At 66.7% G+C, this 20,785-nt stretch carries 15 protein-coding genes and 1 tRNA gene; 10 read left to right on the forward strand and 6 right to left on the reverse strand.

Annotated elements, in window-relative coordinates; all coding sequences use genetic code 11:
- Positions 1–221: 221 nt before the first annotated feature.
- Positions 222–584, forward strand: coding sequence for a hypothetical protein (locus tag KA383_10350; protein ID MBP7746525.1), 363 nt, complete (start codon positions 222–224; stop codon positions 582–584).
- A gap of 164 nt (positions 585–748) precedes the next feature.
- Here the strand turns inward: KA383_10350 and thrC are convergent, their stop codons facing one another.
- Entirely contained in the window at positions 749–2,119 is a 1,371-nt protein-coding gene (gene thrC, locus KA383_10355; protein ID MBP7746526.1) for a threonine synthase, read from the reverse strand.
- Between the two features lie 205 nt (positions 2,120–2,324).
- Between thrC and KA383_10360 the strand changes: the two genes are divergently transcribed.
- The 3 genes from KA383_10360 (at position 2,325) to KA383_10370 (ending at position 7,662) form a co-directional block, all read left to right on the forward strand.
- Positions 2,325–3,779, forward strand: a complete 1,455-nt coding sequence (locus KA383_10360; GenBank protein ID MBP7746527.1) for an O-acetylhomoserine aminocarboxypropyltransferase/cysteine synthase — start codon at positions 2,325–2,327, stop codon at positions 3,777–3,779.
- 429 nt (positions 3,780–4,208) lie between these two features.
- Positions 4,209–5,738 carry a hypothetical protein gene (locus tag KA383_10365; GenBank protein ID MBP7746528.1) on the forward strand — a complete coding sequence of 510 codons (1,530 nt, stop codon included), beginning with the start codon at positions 4,209–4,211 and terminating at the stop codon, positions 5,736–5,738.
- A gap of 202 nt (positions 5,739–5,940) precedes the next feature.
- The gene (locus tag KA383_10370; GenBank protein MBP7746529.1) at positions 5,941–7,662 is read left to right on the forward strand and encodes a tetratricopeptide repeat protein; all 1,722 of its coding nucleotides are present in this window, start codon (positions 5,941–5,943) and stop codon (positions 7,660–7,662) included.
- A gap of 122 nt (positions 7,663–7,784) precedes the next feature.
- Here the strand turns inward: KA383_10370 and topA are convergent, their stop codons facing one another.
- On the reverse strand, positions 7,785–10,784 hold the full coding sequence (gene topA / locus KA383_10375; protein ID MBP7746530.1) for a type I DNA topoisomerase: 3,000 nt from the start codon (positions 10,782–10,784) through the stop codon (positions 7,785–7,787).
- A 245-nt stretch (positions 10,785–11,029) separates the two neighbouring features.
- Here topA and KA383_10380 point away from each other — a divergent pair.
- Positions 11,030–11,111 (forward strand) — tRNA-Leu (locus tag KA383_10380).
- Positions 11,112–11,138: 27 nt separating this feature from the next.
- Here the strand turns inward: KA383_10380 and KA383_10385 are convergent.
- The 3 genes from KA383_10385 to metF all read right to left on the reverse strand — a co-directional run bounded on the left by KA383_10385 (position 11,139) and on the right by metF (position 14,658).
- Positions 11,139–12,590, reverse strand: a complete 1,452-nt coding sequence (locus tag KA383_10385; GenBank protein MBP7746531.1) for an aspartyl protease family protein — start codon at positions 12,588–12,590, stop codon at positions 11,139–11,141.
- 27 nt (positions 12,591–12,617) lie between these two features.
- Positions 12,618–13,556, reverse strand: coding sequence for an alpha/beta fold hydrolase (locus tag KA383_10390; GenBank protein ID MBP7746532.1), 939 nt, complete (start codon positions 13,554–13,556; stop codon positions 12,618–12,620).
- Between the two features lie 205 nt (positions 13,557–13,761).
- Complete coding sequence (gene metF / locus KA383_10395; protein MBP7746533.1) at positions 13,762–14,658, reverse strand: methylenetetrahydrofolate reductase [NAD(P)H]; 897 nt, start codon at positions 14,656–14,658, stop codon at positions 13,762–13,764.
- Between the two features lie 217 nt (positions 14,659–14,875).
- On the opposite strand from metF, the gene KA383_10400 reads away from it, so the two are divergent.
- Entirely contained in the window at positions 14,876–15,592 is a 717-nt protein-coding gene (locus tag KA383_10400) for a queuosine precursor transporter (protein MBP7746534.1), read from the forward strand.
- Positions 15,593–15,657: 65 nt separating this feature from the next.
- On the opposite strand, the gene KA383_10405 is transcribed toward KA383_10400, so the two are convergent.
- The gene (locus KA383_10405) at positions 15,658–17,313 is read right to left on the reverse strand and encodes a transglutaminase (protein ID MBP7746535.1); all 1,656 of its coding nucleotides are present in this window, start codon (positions 17,311–17,313) and stop codon (positions 15,658–15,660) included.
- Positions 17,314–17,499: 186 nt separating this feature from the next.
- On the opposite strand from KA383_10405, the gene KA383_10410 reads away from it, so the two are divergent.
- The 4 genes from KA383_10410 to KA383_10425 all read left to right on the forward strand — a co-directional run bounded on the left by KA383_10410 (position 17,500) and on the right by KA383_10425 (position 20,581).
- Positions 17,500–17,661, forward strand: coding sequence for a hypothetical protein (locus tag KA383_10410; GenBank protein ID MBP7746536.1), 162 nt, complete (start codon positions 17,500–17,502; stop codon positions 17,659–17,661).
- Positions 17,662–17,775: 114 nt separating this feature from the next.
- The gene (locus tag KA383_10415; protein ID MBP7746537.1) at positions 17,776–18,540 is read left to right on the forward strand and encodes a sugar phosphate isomerase/epimerase; all 765 of its coding nucleotides are present in this window, start codon (positions 17,776–17,778) and stop codon (positions 18,538–18,540) included.
- 155 nt (positions 18,541–18,695) lie between these two features.
- Positions 18,696–19,403: a PTS sugar transporter subunit IIA gene (locus KA383_10420; GenBank protein MBP7746538.1), complete on the forward strand. Its 708-nt coding sequence runs from the start codon at positions 18,696–18,698 to the stop codon at positions 19,401–19,403.
- 65 nt (positions 19,404–19,468) lie between these two features.
- On the forward strand, positions 19,469–20,581 hold the full coding sequence (locus KA383_10425; GenBank protein ID MBP7746539.1) for a peptidylprolyl isomerase: 1,113 nt from the start codon (positions 19,469–19,471) through the stop codon (positions 20,579–20,581).
- The last annotated feature ends 204 nt before the right edge of the window (positions 20,582–20,785 follow it).

Consider the following 20,785-nt stretch of genomic DNA (forward strand, 5'->3'; position numbering starts at 1 on the left):
CCACCGTGCGCGAGTACCCCGGCGATGCGATCGAGAAACGCGACGATCCAGCAGTCGTGCGGTATGCGGCGCGTCCATCGCGGCGGGGAACACGTGTGCTCGTCCTCTGCGTTGTCGGCCTGCTCGTGGGCATGCTCCCGCTATTGGCGTACCGGTCTATTCCGCGGATTCACAGTGGGCGCGACACGTCGCCGGGAGGCCAATGCCGTTTCAACCTTCGTATGATTGGCAACGGTCTTGAAGTGTACGCTCTTGGCAACTGTGACACTTATCCGCCCGCCTTACGGGCTTTGATTGACGATGACACGCTCATCCCGCAGCAACTGGTTTCGCCTCTGTCGGGACATACCCAGCCCACGTGCGACTACTACTACGTTACCGGCCTTACGCCCAACGATCCCGAAACGTGGATCGTCGCGTACGCCGATCCTGCCTACACAAACGGCGAAGGCGCCAACGTCCTGTATCTCGACGGTCACGTTGACTTCGTGAAGGAGCCGCAGTTTTCGCAGGACCTGGCGCGCTTCAAGGCCGACTACCAGAAGGCCCGCGGCGCGCCGCCGGTGATTATTCCGCCGAATTGAGGCGCGATCCGCGGCGCCGTATTGCGGCAAGGCGACAGCCGAGCGCTCAACCCTCCCCCTGCCCCCTCCCTGGGAGGGAGGGGAGTTGGAGGGCCGCGGACCCTCGCTCGCACTTCAGGATTCGATGGCCCTCGCTTGCGCTTCGGGCTCGGATTGGGGGCGCGCTACGTTGTGAACCGTGCTTGCAGCCAAGCTCGGAATGGCTCGTACGCCGCTGGCAAGTGCTCGTAGGACTCCGGCTTCTTTTCCAGGCCCGCCAGGCTGGGCGGCACCTCCGGATCGACGCCGATCGTCGCCTGGATCTCTTCCGGGAACTTCGCCGGATGCGCCGTCTCCACGCTGATCGCCAAGCGCTCCGCCGCCGCGGGCTCGTCGCGGAAATAGCGCATCAAGCCCGCCCAGCCGACCGCGCCGTGCGGCTCCAGGATTACGCCGTAGCGGTCGTACGCGTCCTTGATCGTCGCACGCGTCTCGTCGTCCGGAATGCTGACGGCGTACAGGTCGCGACGCATGCGGTCCATGTCCGGCGGCCGGCGCAGTCCGCCGGTCTCGTCCATGTGGCCGCCGTAGGCATCGACGAGCCGCGCGAGGTTCGACGGGTGGCCGACGTTCATCGCGTTCGAGATGCACACGCGCGACGGCGCGATCTTCTGATAGCGCCCCGTGCGCAGGAAATTCGGCACCTCGTCGTTCGCATTTGTCGCGATGACCAGCCGCGCGATCGGCAGCCCCATGCGCCGCGCGATGACGGCCCCCATCATGTCGCCGAAATTGCCCGACGGCACGCAGATCGTGACCGGCTCGCCGCTGGCGGCGTCCGCCAGATTCACGTACGCGTACACGTAATACACGCTTTGCGGCAACAGCCGGCCGATGTTGATCGAGTTCGCCGAGCTGAGCCGGATCGCCCGCAGGGCCGGGTCGGCGAACGCCTGCTTCACCATTGCCTGGCAATCGTCGAACTGCCCATCTACGGCGATCGTCGTCACGTTGCCGCCGATCGTCGTCATCTGCTTGCGTTGCCGGTCGGACACCTCGGCCGGCGGGAACAGCACGACGACACGCACATGCGGCACGCTGTGGTACGCGTGCGCGACGGCGCTGCCGGTGTCGCCCGACGTCGCGGTCAGGATGACAAGGTCGCCCCCCTGCTGCCGCATCAGCACGCCCATCCAGCGGGCCATCATGCGGGCGGCGAAGTCCTTAAACGACGCGGTCGGGCCGCGATCCAGCCGCAGCAGATGCCAGTTGCGCGTTACGTGCTCGGTCGGCACCGCAAAGTCGTATGCGTCCGCGCACAATTCCCGTAGCGTCGCGCCGTCGAACACGCCGCGCGTGTACGGCTTGAGCAGCGCGAATGCGACCTCCGGGTACGGCTTGCCCCGCAACGTGGCCAATTCGGCGGCCGAGAACGCCGGGAATGATTCCGGCATGAACAGCCCGCGATCGGCGGCCTGGCCCTGCAGCAGGGCCGCGTCCAAGGTCACGGGCGGCACGTCATGGTTGGTGCTGTAATATCGCAGTGGTTCGGTCATGTCCGGGCACCCGCAAACGGCGGCCCAGCCGCGACCACCGACCGGGCAGCGCCAAACGCGACTGTACCGGATCGTCGCTCGGTGAACCAGCGGCCTGACGCTATCCGCGCTCGCCCGTTTGGTGGCGTGGTGGATAATCCGATATACTGGGCATGTTGCACAGCACCGGCGGGGGCGCCGCTGTGCCCATCAAAGGAGTGCCACCGTGTACGGCAACGAAGACGTCCACATCACGCCGGGGATGCAGCGGTATATCGAGCACAACAACGATTACCTGGCCCGCCGGGCGCAATACATCCGCGACGTGGTCAAGAAATGGAAGTTCGACACGATCGCCGTCCACGGCCTGTACTCGGTCCAGGACGCGCTCGACGACTACCAGGGCGCGATCATCGAGCCGGTGTTCATGAGTTCGTCGCAGGCCTACCGCGACTCGGACGAGATGGCGGCGGCGCTGGCGTATCTGATCCCGACATGGTGCTACTCGCGCATCGCCAACCCCTCCACGTATTATTACGAGTGGACACTTGCCCTGCTCGAAGGGTACGGCTTCAGCGGCGAGACCGGCTGCTGCTCCACGTCGTCCGGCATGGCCGCGATCATGACCGCCGTCCAGCCGTTCCTGGTGCACCGCTTCCACAAGAAGCTCGAGCCGCGCAACTTCATCGCCACGGCCCAGTGCTACGGCGGGACGTTCCAGCAATTCAACGTCCGGCTGGCGGAAGAGCGTGACATCGAGTGCCGCTGGGTCCAGGACCCCACGAACATGGACGAATGGGCCTCCAAGATCGACCAGAACACGCGGTTCCTGTACGGCGAGCTGCCCAGCAACCCCGGCCAGGGCTTCTTCGACATCGCCGCGGTCGCCGACCTGGCGCACAGCCACAACCTGCCGCTGATCTGCGACACCACGGTCGCGTCGCCGGCCCTGTTGCGCCCGATCTGCCACGGGGCGGACATCGTCGTGCAGTCGGCGACCAAGAGCCTCACGACGAGCGGCTTCGGGGTGGCCGGCGCGGTGATCGCGCGGCAGAACGTCACGACCAACCTCGACAATGACGACCTGAAGCGGGATTTCGCGGCGTACGTCAAATATCTGCCGAACCGCGATTACGGCCCTAACCTGCATCCGATGCAGGCGATCCTGACGCTGAACGACATGCGGACCTTGCGGTCGAAGATGGACCTGATGAGCCGCAACACGATGAAGGTGGCCGAGTTCCTGCAGGGGCACCCGCAAATCGCCGGCGTGCAGTACCTGGGTCTGCCGGACCATCCGCTGCACGAGCTGGCCAGCCGGTACATGTGGCTCGTGGACGCGGAGTACGACGAGCTGTACGGCAAGCCGGTGAACCGCTACGGCCACCTGATGTCGTTCCGCGTCAAGGGCGGCCCCGAGGCGGCCCGCAAGTTCTTCGACGGGCTGCAGCGCATCTGGCGGGCCACCGACCTCGGCCGCATCAAGAGCGTCGCCACGATTCCGGCGATCTCGACGCACCAGCAGCAAGGCGAGGCCGGCCGCTGCCTGGCGAATATCTCGCCGGACATGGTCCGCTTGTGCGTGGGGGCCGAGCACCCGGACGACGTCATCGCCGACTTGGACCAGGCGCTGGCGAAGCTGAAGACGAAGGCGGCTTTGCAGCCGGCGCGCGCCAAGTAGCGCTGCGCGGCAGCCCGCGGCTGGCAATGGTCTGTTCCGCCCGCCCGTTGCATCGGCGGTGGCGCTCTGCGTCCACGCGTCGGCGAACCAACGATTGTCCCGTGCGCGACCGTACGCGCCGCTCCGCTCGCATGACTCCACCCGGATTTGCGGACTGTCACGGATCGGCGACCGCGGCCGACCGCCTCCAGCGCAGCGTTCGGCCCAGCGTCATTCCACCGCCCGGCCGCCGGGGCCGGCAAATTGTTTTGCCTGTCCGATAACGGTCTGGTATGATACTGGCTGAAGGGAGCCGGCGCAGCTCGCCGGCGTCATGATTCAGGCTCCGCGGCATTCTCATCTCTGCGACCTTGGCCAGACGGACCTGCGTGTGTCGGGCTCGGCCGGTTGAGTGTCGTTTCATGCCGCCCGCAAGGAGGAGGTAGATCCATGTCATTGCGTTTGAATTCCAGTTGGTCCCGAGTCTTGCTGGGCGCGGCGGTGGCGGCGCTCTGCGCCCCCGCGCTGGCCGACAACATCGAGGTGATCTACACCGAGATCACCGGCCATCCGACGGCGGTCGTGCCCGGTGCCCGCGATGCGGCGGGCAATCTCGCGTTCGCCGAATGGACCGCCATCGAGGAAGTGGCGCTGCGCGCCGACGGCGGCGAGTGGATGATCAAGGGCCGCAGTTCGCTCGCCTCGACCCTGGACGCCATCCTGGTGCTCGGCTCCGACACCACCGGCTGGGCCTTCGCCCAGGATGGTCAGCCGCTGCAGGGCGGCGTGGCCGGCGAACTGTATGACTTCTTCGATTCCCCCGTGCCCGCCGCGTGGGATGACGCAGGCAACATCGCGTTCAGTTGCCGCGCAAAGGGTGGCGTTGCGTCTGTATTCGAGAAGGTGATCGTCTACAGCGGCGGCGTCCACACGGTCGTCCTGCAGATGGGCGACCTCGCGCTCGGACTGATTGACGCCCCGCCGAACCCGTCCGGCGACGAGCGATTCGGCAATTCGATCAACTCCGTGTACCTGCTGAACTCCGGCCAGGTGGCCTTCGTCAACACGCCGATCACGAACTGCCACAGCAGCCGCTACCCGGCCAGCTTCCGCGGCAACACCGGCTTCCGGCAGTCCGGGGTCAGCGTGATCGGCGGCGAGACGTGGGACAACATCGACTACGACGATTGCGGCGGCACCGCGGACGGCCTGCACTACTTCCACAAGGGCGACACCGAGAACCCGAACACCGCGGTGGACGACATCCTCGACGTCGACGGCGTCGTCGTACTGCGCGAGGGCTCGCCCGTCGCCGGCTCGTCGGTCACCATGGCCGCCGTGTTCTTCACGCGCATGCTGTCCGACGGCACCTGGTTCTGCCGCGGCGACGATCCGCTCGACAACGACTGGGCGGTGCGCAACGGTGTGCTGCTCGCCAAGACCGGCGACCCGATCACCGCGACGGAGAACTGGGGCAACTCGTTCTCCGCGTTCAACGGCAACCGGGTCGGCGACTGGATCATGGCGGGCAACACCGACAATCCGGATGTCAACGCCGACAACGTCCTGGTCCTGAACGGCACGGAGATCGTGGCCCGCGAGGGCGACCCGGTGGATGTGAACGGCGATGGCGTGTTCGACGACAATGCCTTCATCAACACGTTCCAGCCGAACGACCTGTTCCTGACCGACGCGCGCATGGCATACTTCCTCGTCACGCTACGCAACAGCGCGGGCACCGGCATCGGCGACGCCTTCGTCCGCCTGCAACTGCCGTGGCCCACCCTGCCGGGCGATATGAACTGTGACGGCGAAGTCAACTTCCGCGACATCAACCCGTTCGTGCTGGCCATCACCAACGCGCCGCTGTGGCAGGCCACCTACCCGGACTGCAACCTCATGAACGGTGATATCAACGGCGACGACGAGTTCAACTTCCGCGACATCAACCCGTTTGTCGAGCTGCTCACCAGCTTCTAGCGTGCGACCGGTAACCGGAACCCGCGGCCGGCGCCGTGTTTCGTGCATGGCGCCGGCCTTTTCTTGCGCCCGCCGATAACGTCGCGGGCGGCATCGCCGGATGGACGCGCAGAATCCGCCTACATCACTTTCTGTTTGCCCCACGCCCCGGCGATTCGCAGGTTACCTGTACGGGACGGTCTGCCCGTGCAGGATACGGTGTATGCAGGTCAACACAAACTACAGCCTGACCAGCCTGTGGGGCACACCCAAGTCCGGCACCGGCACCAGCACCGCCACCGTGCGTCTGGTCAGCCGGACCGACGGCTCAACCTTCGGTCCCGCCACCGACGTCTCCGTCAACGAGAACGCGCCGAACATCACGGGGTTCACCGACTACACCGCGCTGGGCAGCTCCGGGCTGTGGCAGTTCGATCTGACCGGCGTGCTGAACGCGACCCCGACCGGGCTGGGCGAGGCCACCGTCTCCGCGGATCAGCAGAAGGCCGAAGAAAAGGCCGTCGCGCTGGCCTACGAGTACATTGACCAACTGCAATATGACTCGGCCCGCAAGCTGCTCCAGAGCGTGCTGGACCAGAACGCGCGCAACTCCGCCGCGCTGCGAGCACTGGGTTATGTGAGCATCGGCGAGGGCGACTACCAGGGCGCAGAGGAACTGTTCCTCAAGGCGCACGCGATCAACCCGTCGCTGGGGTATGACAGCGACGCACAGATCGCGCGGATTCTTCAGAAGGACGACCCGTCCGTGCTCGTCGCGGCGCGCGGCATGCTGGCCACCACGAGCCAGCGCAAGGCCGGCCGGCAGCTGCTGATCGCGCTGACCGAGCGCAGCCCCCGGAACACGGCCGCGCACATGCTGCTGGGCGAAACGCTGCTGAAGCAGGGCGACACGCTGAACGGCCTGATGCAGTACAGTTCCGCGATCACCAATGCCGACACCGGCGAGCTCAGCCAGCTCGCATCCCGCTTCGAGCGGATGGCCAGCGAGAAACCGGGCAGCGCGTTCGTGCAGCAACTGCTGGGCAAGGTGCAATTGCGCCAGGGGGACTACGACGCGGCGCTGGAGACGCTCACGCATGCCACGCAGATCGCCGAGGATCCGACCCCCTATCAGGCCACGCTGGCCCAGGCGTACATCGGCCGCGGGCGCGCCAAGCTGACCAGCCGCGACATCCCCGGCGCCATGGCCGACTTCACACAGGCCCAGACGCTCGATCCGACCGGGCGCGACACCAAGGCCGCCGTCGCCGAGGGCCGTGTCGCACAGGCCGAGGAATACAGCCGGCGCGGCGACTACCGGGCGGCGAAGGATGCGTACCGCGCGCTCAGCGAACTGCTCGCCGAAAACCGTAACCAGGCGCTCAAGACGCGCGCGGCGGCCGGGGCCTACGCGGTGGGCCGCGCGCTCGAGCGCCGCCGGATCGCCGCCGGCGCGGAGATCGACAGCGAAGTGACGGTGTTCCAGACGGCGTACGATCTGGATCCGGAGAACAAGGCGTACAAGCGCAAGCTGGCCGAGACGCGCAACGCGATCGGAGACCAGCTCTACGCCACCGACAAGTACCAGGAGGCGGCCCAGTCGTACAATCGCGCGCGCGAACTCTACAAGTACGACAAGACATACAAGTCCAACACGATTAACGCGTTCGTCAAGTACGGCGACGAGCGGGCGGCGAACCTGAACTACGGCGACGCGATCGAGGCGTATCGGCAGGCGTACCTGGTCGACACGTACAACGCGGAAGTGAAGCAGAAGCTGGCGACCCAGTACAACGCGCGCGGCCTGGACTACGTGAGCTGGGAGAAGTACAAGCTCGCCGCGCTGGACTTCAAGGAAGCGCTGCGGCTCTTCCCGGGCAACGCGGAGTACCAGGCGAACTACAACAGGTACAGCGCCTGGGACACTACGAACGATGAGGAATAGGGCCGTCGGCCGTCAGCTACCGACCTCAGGCCATTAGCCATGGGCCGTAAGCCGTGCGCCCAGCTGGCGGCGCTGTGGGGGAGATCAATGGAGACAAGGCTGGAGAGCTGGGGCACCCGGTCCTACCGCTCCGCCCCGACCGGTTCAGCTTTGCCGTTGAGGTAGCCGGGCGGGAGTTCCTTCGTACCTTTGCACTTCGGGTAGCCACTGCAGCCGAGGAACTTGCCGCGGCGGCCGGCGCGAATGACCATCGGCTGGCCACATTCGTCGCACGGGATGTCCGTCACGATCGGCTTCGGACGGACCGGCGCAGGCATCAGCTCGTCTGCCTGTTTCTTCGCTTCGCCGCGCAGGTTCGAGTTGAACTTGCACTGCGGGAAATTGCTGCACGAGAAAAACGGGCCGAAGCGGCCGCGCTTCAGCTCCATCGTGCTGCCGCACTCCGGACAGCGCAGCGTCCCCGGCTCCGGCAGCACTTCGACCACCGGCCGGCCCGTCCGGGTCAACGCAAACCCCGGCGGCGGCGCGTCGCCCGGGCGCCAGGGCTGGCCCGCGGGGCCGGGCGGCGAAGCAATCGCCGCGGGCGCGGCCGCGCTGGCCGGTGCGGCGGCGCGGGCTTCATCGAGCTTTTCGAGCGGCATCGTCTGGCGGCACTTCGGGAAGCCGGAGCAGGCAACGAACTTCCCGCGGCGGCCGGAGCGCACGACCATTGGCCGGCCGCACTTGGTGCAATTGACGCCGGCCTGCTCGGGCGGCGGCGTGGGCTTCTTCTCCAGGCGCACGCCGTCAGGCAGGCTCGCGGTGTTCTTGCATTCGGGATAGCGGTTGCAGCCCAGAAAGGCGCGCTGGCCCTTGCGTTTCACGATCATCGTGCCGTTGCCGCAGACGTCGCAGGGGCGCTGCAGCTCAGCTTCCTGCACCAGACGCAGGGGCTCGCCTTCCTCGTTGCAGGGGATGGTCTGGCGGCAGAGCGGGTAGGCGCTGCAGCCGAGGAAATAGCCGGAGCGCGACTGGCGCACGACCATCGGCTTGCCGCACTGCTCGCAAACATGGCTGGAGGTCTTTGGCTGCACCGGGCAGCCGTGGCGATCGACGTTCAGCGTGCCCTTGCACTTGGGATACGCGCTGCACGCGAGGAAGCGGCCGGTCTTGCTCCAGCGATAGACCATCGGCGACTCGCACAGCGGGCATTGGTGCGCGCTGGGCTGGCTGCGGACGGTCTCCATCTCCTCGCCGGCCCTGAGCAGCAGCTCGCAGAACGGATCGTGGAACTCGTGCAGGACGCGCACCCAGTCAAGGTGCGCATCTTCGATCTTGTCGAGCTCGTCTTCCATGTACGACGTGAACTTCACGTCCATGATCTTCGGGAAGTGCTGAATGAGCTTGTCGGTCACCAGCTCGCCGAGCGCGGTCGGGCAGAACTTGCGATCGTCCTGCTCGACGTAGCCGCGGCTCTGAATCGTGTCAATGATCGTGGCGTACGTGCTCGGCCGCCCGATGCCCTCGGCCTCCAGTGTCTTGACAAGCGAGGCTTCGGTGTAGCGCGGCGGCGGCGAGGTGAACTGCTGCTTCGCTTCGAGGTCGAGCAGCCCGACGGGCTGACCGGTCGCGAGCGCCGGCAGGAGCTGGTCTTCGCTGGACACGCCGGCCACCCGGAGGAACCCGTCGAACACCAGCTTGCGGCCGTTGCCGGCGAAGCGCGCGGGGCCCTGCGACGTCGGACAGGTCACCGAGACCGACGTGGAGTCCCACTGCGCGGGGACCATCTGGCACGCAATGAACCGCTTCCAGATGAGTTCGTAGAGCTTGAACTGCTCGGCATTGAGGGCCTTGCGGACGCGCTCCGGCGGATGCTGCAGCTCCGTCGGGCGGATGGCCTCGTGGGCTTCCTGCGCGCGCTCCTGGCGCTTGCCATAGACGTTCGGCTTTTCCGGCACGTACTGCGGGCCGTATTCGGCCGCGATGTACGCGCGGGCGGCGGCGACGGCCTCCGGGGCGAGGTTCGTGGAGTCGGTACGCATATAGGTGATGAGACCGACGGGGCCCTCGCCGTTGAGATCGATGCCTTCGTAAAGGGACTGCGCGATACGCATCGTGCGCGAGGCGGCGAAGCGCAGCGTGGTGCTCGCCTGCTGCTGGAGGCTGGCCGTGGTGAACGGGGCCGGCGGGCGCGTCGTGGTGCGCTTCGTGTTCAGGTCGGAAACGGCGAGTCGCAGGGCGCGGCCCTCGTCGAACGTGCCGATCAGCGCGGCCTGCTCGAGGTGCAAGTGACGGTATTCATCCCAGGGCCGCCGATCGACGCGTTCAACGACGAGCCCGAGCGCCTCGGCGACGGCACGGGCCTGCTCGGCGTTGGTCGCGCTAAACGGCTGGCCACCCACTTCGACGAGCTCGGTGCGCAGGCAGCCGTGCTCACCGAGCCAGGCCTGAATGTCCTTCTGGGTGCGCTCGCCGGTGCGAAGGAATTCGCGCCAAGGCGGCCTACAGGCGGCAGTAGCACTCGCGTCACCGACGAGATAGGCGACGATCTTCCAGCTTTCTTCGGGGACGAACGCGCGGATTTCGCGCTCGCGCTCGACGATGAGACGGACGGCCACCGACTGCACGCGGCCGGCCGAAAGCCCTTTCGCAATCTTCTTCCACAATAAAGGGCTGAGCTCGTAGCCGACGATGCGGTCCAGGATGCGGCGGGCCTGTTGCGCGTTGACCCGATCGTGATCGATTTCGTGCGGATGCGCAAAAGCTTCCGTAATGGCAGCCCGCGTAATGGCATTGAAGATGACACGCCGGACGCGATTCTCTGGCAGGTTCAGCGCCTCGACAAGGTGCCAGGCGATGGCCTCGCCCTCGCGGTCCAAGTCGGTCGCGAGGTAGACGGTCGGGGCCTCCTTGGCCAGCCGCCGAAGTTCGTCCACGACCTTGGCACGCCCTTTCACAATCTCGTAAGTCGGCTTGAAATCGTCGCTTACATCGATTCCGAAGTCCTTGGTCGGCAGGTCGCGCACGTGCCCCAGGGAGGCCTTCACGACATAGTCGTGGCCGAGGTACTTGTTGATCGTCTTGGCCTTCGCGGGGGATTCGACGATCACCAGAGCCTTGCCTTCGGTCTTGCGCTTGGTCATGGAATACGACCTAACCCATTGTATGATCGCCTGTTACACGCCAAGTAGGCCCCGCCGCACGCAGCGCCCAGGGCCGGCACCGAACAGACAATATCGGAATTTCGAACCATCAACTTCCTCAGATCGTTAGCGGCTGCCGCCCCGGTGTCAAGCCGCACGCGACGTCGCGGCCTGCCGCGGACCGCACGAAGAGCGGCCTGAACGGCTCCAAAAACCGCGGCTGCGGCGTTAGTATCAGGCTCGCCGCGAGAGTGGCGGAATTGGCAGACGCACCAGATTTAGGTTCTGGCGGGGAAACCCGTGCGGGTTCGACTCCCGCCTCTCGCAGTGGTCGGTTCGTGGGCGGCGGCGGGGCTACTCGCCCTTGAGCCAGTCGACCCACATTCGGCCGTGGGGGAAATCCACCGTACAGCTCTTCATCTCCCGGAACGCCGGCATGCCAATCAGGATGTCGATGCGGACGCCCAGCACCGGGCCGAGCACGTCGTCCAGCACGTCCAGCCCCAGCCCGCTGTAGTTCTCGAACTTGCGCCCCGCGAACTCCAACGCGACGCCGGAACCGACGGTGATGCTCGGCGTCTGTTCGCCGCCCACGCCCAGCGCGAGGCCGGTATCGAACTTGCGGACGGGGCGATCGGGGAACAGCTCGGTCAGCCGCGTGGGCGCGAGCGCGACGGCATCGGCCCCGGTGTCGAGCATCGCCACCGCGGGTTGACCTTCCAGCGTCACCGGCACGATGAGCTTGGAATCCGCGACGAGGCGAAGCTCGGTCTCGTGCCCGGCGGCCGGCTGCGCGCCGGAGGGCGCGATGATCAGTTGCCCACCGACGAAATCGAGCGTCATGCGTCCGTTCGCAAAGATGCCCGTGCCGATGATGCCGTCGGCGGCGTTCATTATCGCGCCACGCACGTCGAACGTCCGCGTGACGACGCGCCGGCACTTGATCGTGCCGATTTGAAGCTCATCAATCAGGACCTGGCCGGTTGCCTGCTTGCCGGACACCCCGCGAACACTGGAGGACGCGATGGATTTAAGGCCGATCTCGTGCGCGACTTCCTGGTCCAGCGCGACGGTGAGGCTGCCGCCGGTGTCGACGACCATGCGGTATGGGCCGCGCCCGTTGATGAACACCTCGCAGCTCGGCAGGTTCAGCAGCACCAGCGGCGGCATCGGCGCCGCGCCGTGCGCCGCGATCTGATTGAGCGGCTGCGTCCCGACGGCGTCGAGGAACTCGGCCAATCCTTCGATCGCTTCCTGCACGTACATCTCCGGGTAGCCGTGCGCGGAGTCGCTGAGCTTTTCCGCCCGGCGCAGGATCGCGGGCAGGCCGTCCAGTTGATTCAACGCGAAGCGGGCCGCAAAGACGGCGTAAAGATCCTCGGCCGATTCCGGCTTGAGCCTGGCCAGGCGCGTCGCGCGCTCCTCGACCTCCGTGAACCGGCTGCGTACCAGGTTCAGCTCAATGCCCGTGCGCAGCGCGATCAGATCCGACGTGTCCGCCGGCAGTCTGGCGAAGAGGCGCTCGGCGTCCGCGATGCGCCCCCCGCGCCACAGGGCGCGCACGGCGGGGGCGAGCAGCGTCGGGGCGTCGGGATGCTTCTGCTGCGCGAGGTCGGCGAGTGTGAGCCCGGCACGCCAGTCGTCGGCCCGCCAAGTCACGTCGAACGCCTCACGGATCGCCGCCACGCTACCGTCGCGCTCGGCGCGCTGCACCGCGGCGGGGACTTTGGCCTTCCAGGGGTTCTCGGACTGGTCGCCCGCGGGGAACAGCAACATCATGACAACCACGGCTGGCGGCAAAGACATTGAGCACCTTTCATGGACACAACGTAGCTACGAGCGGCGCCGGCCGCGACCGGACGCACCCGGGCCCTTCGATTTCGCCGGCCGCAGCCCACGGGCCTCGGCTTCCTGCGGCGAAGAATAATAGCGCAAGTTCGTCGCCGCGATTTCCTGGACCCAGTCGGAATCGCCGGCGTGGTAGATGTTCCTTTCGATCGAGCCGTAGACGGTCGTCGTGGTGGACGAGCCGACGCTCTTCTTCAGGAAGCGGGCGATGCGCTGCTCGAGTTCGGGAACGACACCGAGCATGTCGGTGCCGTGGGCCTTCTGGTCCTGGAAGATCTCGACCTCGACGCCCTTGGATTCCCTGCGCAGTGTGTACGGGGCGTCGCGCTCGTCCGCAGTGGCGAGCATGAGGATCTTGCGGCCCGTGATCTGGCGCAGGTCGCCCGCCGAGTCGAGCCCCATGTAGTTCAGCCCCGGCGACAGGCACACGACCGCATCCACGCTGCGGTCCCTGGCGGCGTACTGCAGCGCGATGCTGCCCCCGACGCTGGCGCCAACGAGCGCAAACCGCGCGCGGTCGATGCGCGGTTGTTGGACAAGCCAGTCGTAGGCCCCACGCACGTCGTCCTGCATCTTGCGGAAAATCTCGGGGTCGCGGTTCAGGACCAGCTCGCGTGTCTCCGTCGTCGCACTCTCACCGTGGCCGCGCAGGTCGAGTGCCAGCACGGCGAAGCCCGCATCGTGGAGCGGCGCGATCAGCGGGGCCCACGCCGTGCGGTCGCTCCGGTACATATGCAGCAGCATCACCATCGGGGCGTCACCACGTTCGGCCGGCGGCGGCGCGTAGTAGTCGGCCGCGATCCGGACGCCATCCGCCGCGTTGAACGACACCGGCTGCGGTTCGACCGCACCGGCCCAGCGCGCCGCGGCCAGCGCGCCGAGCCACACCCCCAGCCACCGCCCCGTCACAGCCTGCACGCACATGTGCGTCCCTCCGGTGCGCCCCGCGGTCGAACCACCCGGCTCCGCCGGCCGTCACGAGACGGCGGCGGTATTCACCGCGGGCCGCATTTCCAGCCGTGGCCGGATTCTACCGCCGTGGGCGGGCACGCCGCCACAGAATCACCCCGATGCCGCGCGCGTGATTGTCGGGAGTTGTCCCGCGACGGCGGTCGTTGCGGGATCATGGCTAGCTGCCCGCGGGACGGCGGGCCGGGGGGTAGACGGTGCGGAGGGCCGTCAGGATCGTGCGCGTCGCCGGCGATTTGTTGAGCGTGTAGAAGTGGATGCCGGGCGCGCCGCGCTGGAGCAGCTCGACACATTGCGCGGTCGCGTGGGCGACGCCGAGTGACAGCACTGCGTTGGGATCGTCGCGCAGCAGCCGCAACTCGCTGAGCAACGGCTCGGGGATCGTGGCGCCGCATTGCTGCGTGAAACGCTCGATTTGGCGGACGTTCGTGATTGGCATGATGCCGGGGATGATCGGCACGCCGATGCCCGCGGCCCGGGCCCGGCCAACGAAATCGAAGTAGCGCTGGTTGTCGAAGAAGAGCTGCGTGATGAGGTATTCGCAGCCCGCCTCCACCTTGGCCTTCAGGTTCTCTAAATCAATCTCCGGGCTGGGCGCCTCGATATGCCCCTCGGGATAGCACGCGCCACCGAGGCAGAAATCGAAGTAACGCCGGGCGAACGCCGCCAGCTCGCTCGCGTAGGTGAACCCGTCGGCGTGCGGCACGAACGGCCCAGTGCCGCCCGGGGGATCGCCGCGCAGCACGAGCACGTTTTGGACGCCGGCCTCATCGAGGCACTCGAGCACGCTCAGGATTTCCGAGCGCGACGAGTCGACGCAGGTGACGTGCGCGACGGGCCGGATGCCGTATTCGCTCTGGAGCTTCGTCACGAGGTCCAGGGTCTGCCGGCGGGTGCTGCCGCCGGCCCCGTATGTGACGGACACGTACGTCGGTTGCAGCTCATGCAGGGAGGCAATCGTCGCCCGCAGTTGTGCGAAGCCCTCGTCGTCCTTCGGCGGGAAGAACTCGAAGGAGAAGCTCGGCCGGCCCGTCGTCAGCAGTTCGCGAATCCGCATCGCCTGTCGATCCATCCGTGATGCGCCCGGCAGCGTCCCGCCCGAGAGAGACGCCACACCCAAGCTTTGGCCCGACATTAGAACGCCTGGGCCGATAGATGAATAGTAGCGGCGGGCAGACAACTGCCGTCCCGGCTACTGTCTGGCGTGTGGACGACTATGATCACGCATTGCCCGCAGGCGGCGGGATCATGGCGTCTCACGGCGGAACCACACGATGACTCAGGTCACCACGCTCGCGGCAAACCCCCGGCACTACAAGTACTACGACCTCATCATGGCGGCGTTTGTCACCGTGCTGCTGTGCTCGAACCTGATCGGGCCGGGCAAGGTGTGCCTGCTGTTCGGTGTCGCGTTCGGGGCGGGCAACCTGTTCTTCCCGATCAGCTACATCTTCGGCGACGTATTGACCGAGGTGTACGGCTATGCCCGCACACGCAAGGTGATCTGGGCGGGCTTCGGGGCGCTGGCGTTCGCCGCGGTCATGGGGCTGGCCGTCGTCCACATCCCGGCCGACCCGCGGGTGCCGTACAACGCGGAGATTCAGCCGGCGGTCGCGCTGCTGTTCGGCGGCACCTGGCGAATCGTGGCGGCGTCGATGCTGGCGTACTGGGCCGGCGACTTCGCCAACTCGTTCGTGCTGGCGAAGATGAAGATCCTGACGCGCGGGCGCTGGCTCTGGACGCGGACGATCGGGTCCACGCTGGTCGGGCAGTCCGTGGACAGCCTCATCTTCTACCCGCTCGCGTTTCTGGGCGTCTGGCCAACCGAGACGATCTTCATGGTGAGCTTGTTCAATGCCGTGTTCAAGGTCAGCGTGGAGGTCGTGTTCACGCCGGTGACGTACCTGGTCGTGAACTGGCTGAAGCGCGCGGAGAACGAGGACTACTACGACCGGCACACGGATTTCACACCGTTTTCGCTGCAGGATTGAACGCGCCCACGCGGCGTACTGCCGGCAGCGGCGAGGAACCAGCCGGTCCCGGTGCGTTGCCGCGGCTATGGCCGGCCGGTGGCACCCGGCGGTGCGCCCGCGGGCACGGCCGGTGCCGACGTGGGTGTCAGCGGCTCCCAGAATCCGAAGTTCTCTTCCTCGATCTTGCAGTAGCCGGTGGCCTGGTACTTCGCGAACGAGTTGTAACCCCACCCCAGGTACGTCGAGTCGCCGCCGCCCTGCGTGGTGATCAGAAAGCGGTTGGACAGCTCGCCGAAGCCGCGGGCCTGATCGGCCGGCGATTTCGCATCACCGCGGTTGGCGTCCACCGGCACCCACCCGTAGCCGGGCAGAAACACCTGGGCCCAGCGGTGGAACGCTTCGTCGATGCTCGCATCGTCGCCGCGCACCACGATGCTGCCCTCATAGCGCGCGGGCAATCCGGCAGCACGGCACAAGGCAATGAAGGTGAACGTGTACTCGGAGCACGAGCCGAGCCCGCGTTGCAGCACAACCTCCGGCACGTCCCAGCCCCCCACCATCTCATACTCGAGCTTCTCGATGACATGGTCGAAGATGCGGCGCGCGACCCAGTACGCGTTCCGCTCCTCGCCCACGATCTTGCGCACGGTCTCCTGCACGAAGGGTGTGTGGACGCCGTAGCGCGCTCCGTCCGCGGTATATGCCTGGCGAATGTCCGCCGGGATGTCGGCGAGCGTGCCGACCGCGTCGGGGAAGATCAGGTAGCGCATCGCCGACACCTGCGCGTTTACGCTGTACGACAGCGTCTGGCGCGTGCCGGCCGGTACTGCGGGAATATCGAAGACCGCGCAGCGCTGCCCCCATTGATCGGCGGCGGTCTGCGTCGGCGGCTGCGAAAACTGGATCTCGGACAGCAGCTCCTGCTGGGGCAGCGTGCCGGGCAGCGCGACGCCGACCCGCAGGTCACGGACCTCGCCGGGGCCGTAGTTATAGAGCGACCAGAGGAACTCCACGCGCGCCGTCCGCGTCTCGGTCAGGCGCGGCTTGGGCTCGTTGCGCACGGCTAGCGCGTAAAGCTTGCGCGTCTGAAAATCGACGTTCCACAGCAGCCCCTCCAGCCAGGCGAGCCCGGCCGCGTAGGGCCCCGGGGCGTCGACAATGCCAAGCACCTGCCCATTCACGGGTGACACGAGGTACAACTCGTTCTTCACGCGGTCCGCGGCCCAGAGATACTGGCCATCGTGTGTCAGGCACGTACAAGTGTCATTGGGGGCGGCGAAGTACCCGTAGATCGTGCCATCCTCCGGCGAAACCTGGTAGATCTGGCCTGACTTCCGTTCCAGGATGAACAGCCGCCCGTTGGCGTACGCCAGTCCCGTCGGGCGCTGCCCTGGAGCCTCGAACGAGTTCTCGACGACACCGGTCTGCGGATTCAGCGCATACACCCAACCCGTGTGGTCATCGGACACGAACAGGTGGCCGTCGCCCCAGGCGAGACCAGCGGGCTTCAGGGTCGGGGCCGGGAACGACTTGTCCACGTCGCCGCTGGCGGGCGTGAGCTGGTGTATTTCGCCGGCGCGCCAGTCCGCCACGAACAGGCGCGTGCCGTCGGCCGTGAGCCCACTGGGGTAGCGACATGGGGCGTCGAGCGTGCGCTGGACGTCACCGGGGGCCGCGTGCGCCGCGACGACCTGCAGGACCAGGAACGATACCGGGCTGAAACGGCGACGTTGGGACATGGCAGACCTCCGTGCCGAGACCCGCGCAGTAGACCCGCTTCGCGACGGCGCGGCAAGCGTCTGGTCGGGGTTGCGCCGGGAGGTGACCCGCAGAGGTTGACGCGCCGGCCGGAAGCCGCAATAGTTGCCACACCATCCCGCTGAGGCGGGCACGACCCATCAGACTCTTGCGACAGGAACGAGAAGATGCGCATGGCAAAATGGCGGCGGCTGGCGTTCGCGGTGCTGAGCGGCGCAATGTTGTTTCAGGCTCCGGGCTGCACAGACGTGGCCCTCGGCATTACGACCCTGGCATCGGTCGTGACCGCCGGCGGCGTGGTCTACCTGGTCGTCCGCGTGATTGACTAACTGCAGACCGCGCGGCAGCGTGGACGAGACTCGGAAAGGCACGGGCGGCGTGTCCGTCGGCCTGTGTCATCCGGGGGCTGGTATTTTCGGCAGACACGGCCTGAGGCGCGACTCATGAGCAAGAACATCATCGCATGTCGGACACCGAGCTACGCTCCCTTTGAGAGCCTGGCGTACGCGCATCTGGCCGGCCTGGGCATCCGATACGTGGAAATCCCGCTGCCCGCCGCCGACGCGCTCGAGCAGGAGCGGGCCGCGCTGCAGCGACACGGCCTGATGGCCAGCAGTCTGCACGGCGAGTGCGACGTGCGCCGAGCCGACACCGGGGCGCAGATCGCGGCCCAGATCCCGATACTCGCCGCCCTCGGCACGAAGATCCTGTTTGTCTCGGTCAAGGCCGAAAATACGCCGCTGCCGACGGTGTACGCGCGGCTGCGTGAAGCGGGGGAGGCCGCGGCCAAGCATGGTGTGACGATTGTTCTGGAAACGCACCCGGACCTGATCACCAATGCGGAGGTGGCGCTGGCGACGATGCGGGGTGTGGGGCACGCGAATGTGCGCATAAACTATGACACCGCAAACATTTACTTCTACAACCAGGATGTGGACGGCGTCGCGGAACTGCGACGGATGGCGCCGTATGTCGGCGCGGTGCACCTGAAGGACACGGACGGAGGCTATCGGCACTGGCATTTCCCGGCGCTTGGACGTGGGATCGTGCGTTTCGCCGAGGTGTTCAAGATTCTGGATGGAAGCGGTTTCGCCGGCCCGTACACCCTCGAGATTGAGGGCATCGAGGGTGAACCGAAGACGGAGAGGCTGATCTGTGACCGAGTGGCGGAGTCGGCGGGGTACCTGCGGGGGTTAGGGCGACTCTAACCGACGTTCCGGCCGAACCTGTGGGGGCTCGAAGTGGCATGCACACGGATTGGCGCGCTCCCGTCGCACGCGGCGTGGGCGCGTAACTTGCTTGTAGTGCGTTGTTTCCGGCTCAGCCAGTCGATAGAATGGACGAAACCGCGCTGGTGAGTCATATGCCGTATCGGAACATAACGCTGGAGGAGCTCGCGCGCCACATCGGCATGGATGCGCGCATCGTGCGCCGCATGGCCGAGAAGGGGACGCTGCCGGGGCAGATGGTCGGCGGAGAATGGCGGTTCAATCGCGCGCAACTGCTCGACTGGCTCCAACGCGAGATGCACACCCTCGACGAAATCCACGTGCGGAACCTCGAACGGGCGATGCGCGAGCAGGGCGACGCCGGCGACCGGGTGATCGGGGCATACCTGGCCTCGGAAGCCGTGGAGATGTACCTGCCGGCCAAGTCACGGCCGTCGGTGCTGCGTGAGCTCGTGCGGCTGGCGGAGCGCACGGGCCTGGTCTATGACGCAGCAGAAATCATCGCCTCGCTGGAGGAGCGTGAAGCCCTGGCACCGACCGCCCTGCCCCGCGGCATCGCGTTTCCGCACCCGCGGCGTCCACTGCCCTACGCAACGGCGGAGCCGTTGGTGTGCCTGGGGCGGATCCCCGGCGGGATTCCGTTTGGGGCCCCGGATGGGCGGCTGACCGACCTGTTCGTGCTGGTGTGTGCCAATGACGAACGGCAGCACCTCGGGATTCTGGCGCGGCTGGCCATGATGTTCAGCACGGACCTGCCGGCCAGGCTACGCGAGGTGGAATCATCGCAGGAGGCGCTGGAGCTCATGCTCGCGACGGAGGTGGCGTTCGTCGCGCAGGACTGAACGCCGTTTCCCGCGACTTGGGCTTCGGGTAGACTCCGCGGGGGCAGAGCAAAAAGGGCAAGACGATGCGCGCTGTGTACATCCCGCTGCTGACGACCCTGTGTCTCGACTGCATCGTGCCGGTTTGGGGGCAGACGCCACCCGCGTCCGCACCTACGGCCGCAAGCCAGCCGGCCACACAGCCCGACGCCGTCGCTGCGGTCGTGAATGGAAAGCCGATCCTGGTCCGCGAGGTTGAGGAGCGGGTGAAGGAGCGCACACCCGCGGAGGTATTGAACAACCCGCAAATGGCGAATGTACTGGCGCAGCAGCGCTCGCGCTATCTCGAATCGCTGATCGAGAACCGCTTACTCGACGACGAGGTGGACAAGGAAGGCATCCGGATCACCGACGAAGAGATGGCCACGCTGATGGACGAGGAACTGGAGGGCTACCTGTCGAACAACGGGCTGTCACGCGACGAGTTCGAGGCCCAGCTCCTGGCCCAGCGCGGCAAGACGCTCAAGGAGTTCCTGGCGGACCGCGTCAAAGACCCCACGCTACGGGCGATGGCGGCGCGCAAGCGGCTCCTGGAGAAGCGAAACGCGGCGGGATTGGCCGCGTCCGACACCGACGTGGCGGGCTATTACGAGAAGACCAAGGAGAAACGGTACACGCGGCCCGAGCAGGTCCGTGCCAGCCATATTCTCATCAGCACCGAGAATCTGCCGGAGGCCGAGAAAGCGGCCGCGCGGAACCGGGCCGAACTCGTGCGCGCGGAAGCCTGCAAGCCCGGCGCCGATTTCGCCACGCTGGCGGCGCAGTATTCCGCGTGCCCGTCGCGGGCGCGCGGCGGCGACCTGGGTTTCTTGTCCCGAAAGGGTCTGATGACGGAGGCGTTCGCGGCCGCTGCGTTTGCCCTGCAGCCCGGACAGGTCAGCGAGCTCGTCGAGTCGCAGCACGGCTTCCACATCATCAAGGTGACAGATCGGCGGGGGCCGGCATTGCTGCCGTTTGAACAAGTCGAGCGCGGCATCCGGGTCCTGTTGTCGCAACAGCGCGTCGGCACCGAGCTGAAGAACCTGGGGACCACGTTGCGCGCCGCGGCGCAAGTGACGTATACGCCGGGCTGGGAACCCAAGTTCCTGCCGCTGCAGCCAGGGGCGGCCGCGTCGCAACCCGCGCCGGCGCCACAATAGGACAGCACGCGAGACCCGAATCCGCACCATGAGAGCCACAACCGACCCTGCCCTGCAATCCTGTCTCGACGTCGCCGCAGTGCCGCGCGGGCTCATCCAGTGCCAGCCATACGGGGAGTGCGTGCCGGATCCGGGCGAAACGACGCGGCACAGCGCCACCGGCCTTGCCGCTGTAACGGAGTCAGCACCGGTACAAGCGTCGTG

Source organism: Phycisphaerae bacterium, assembly GCA_017999985.1.
Classification (GTDB): domain Bacteria; phylum Planctomycetota; class Phycisphaerae; order UBA1845; family Fen-1342; genus JAGNKU01.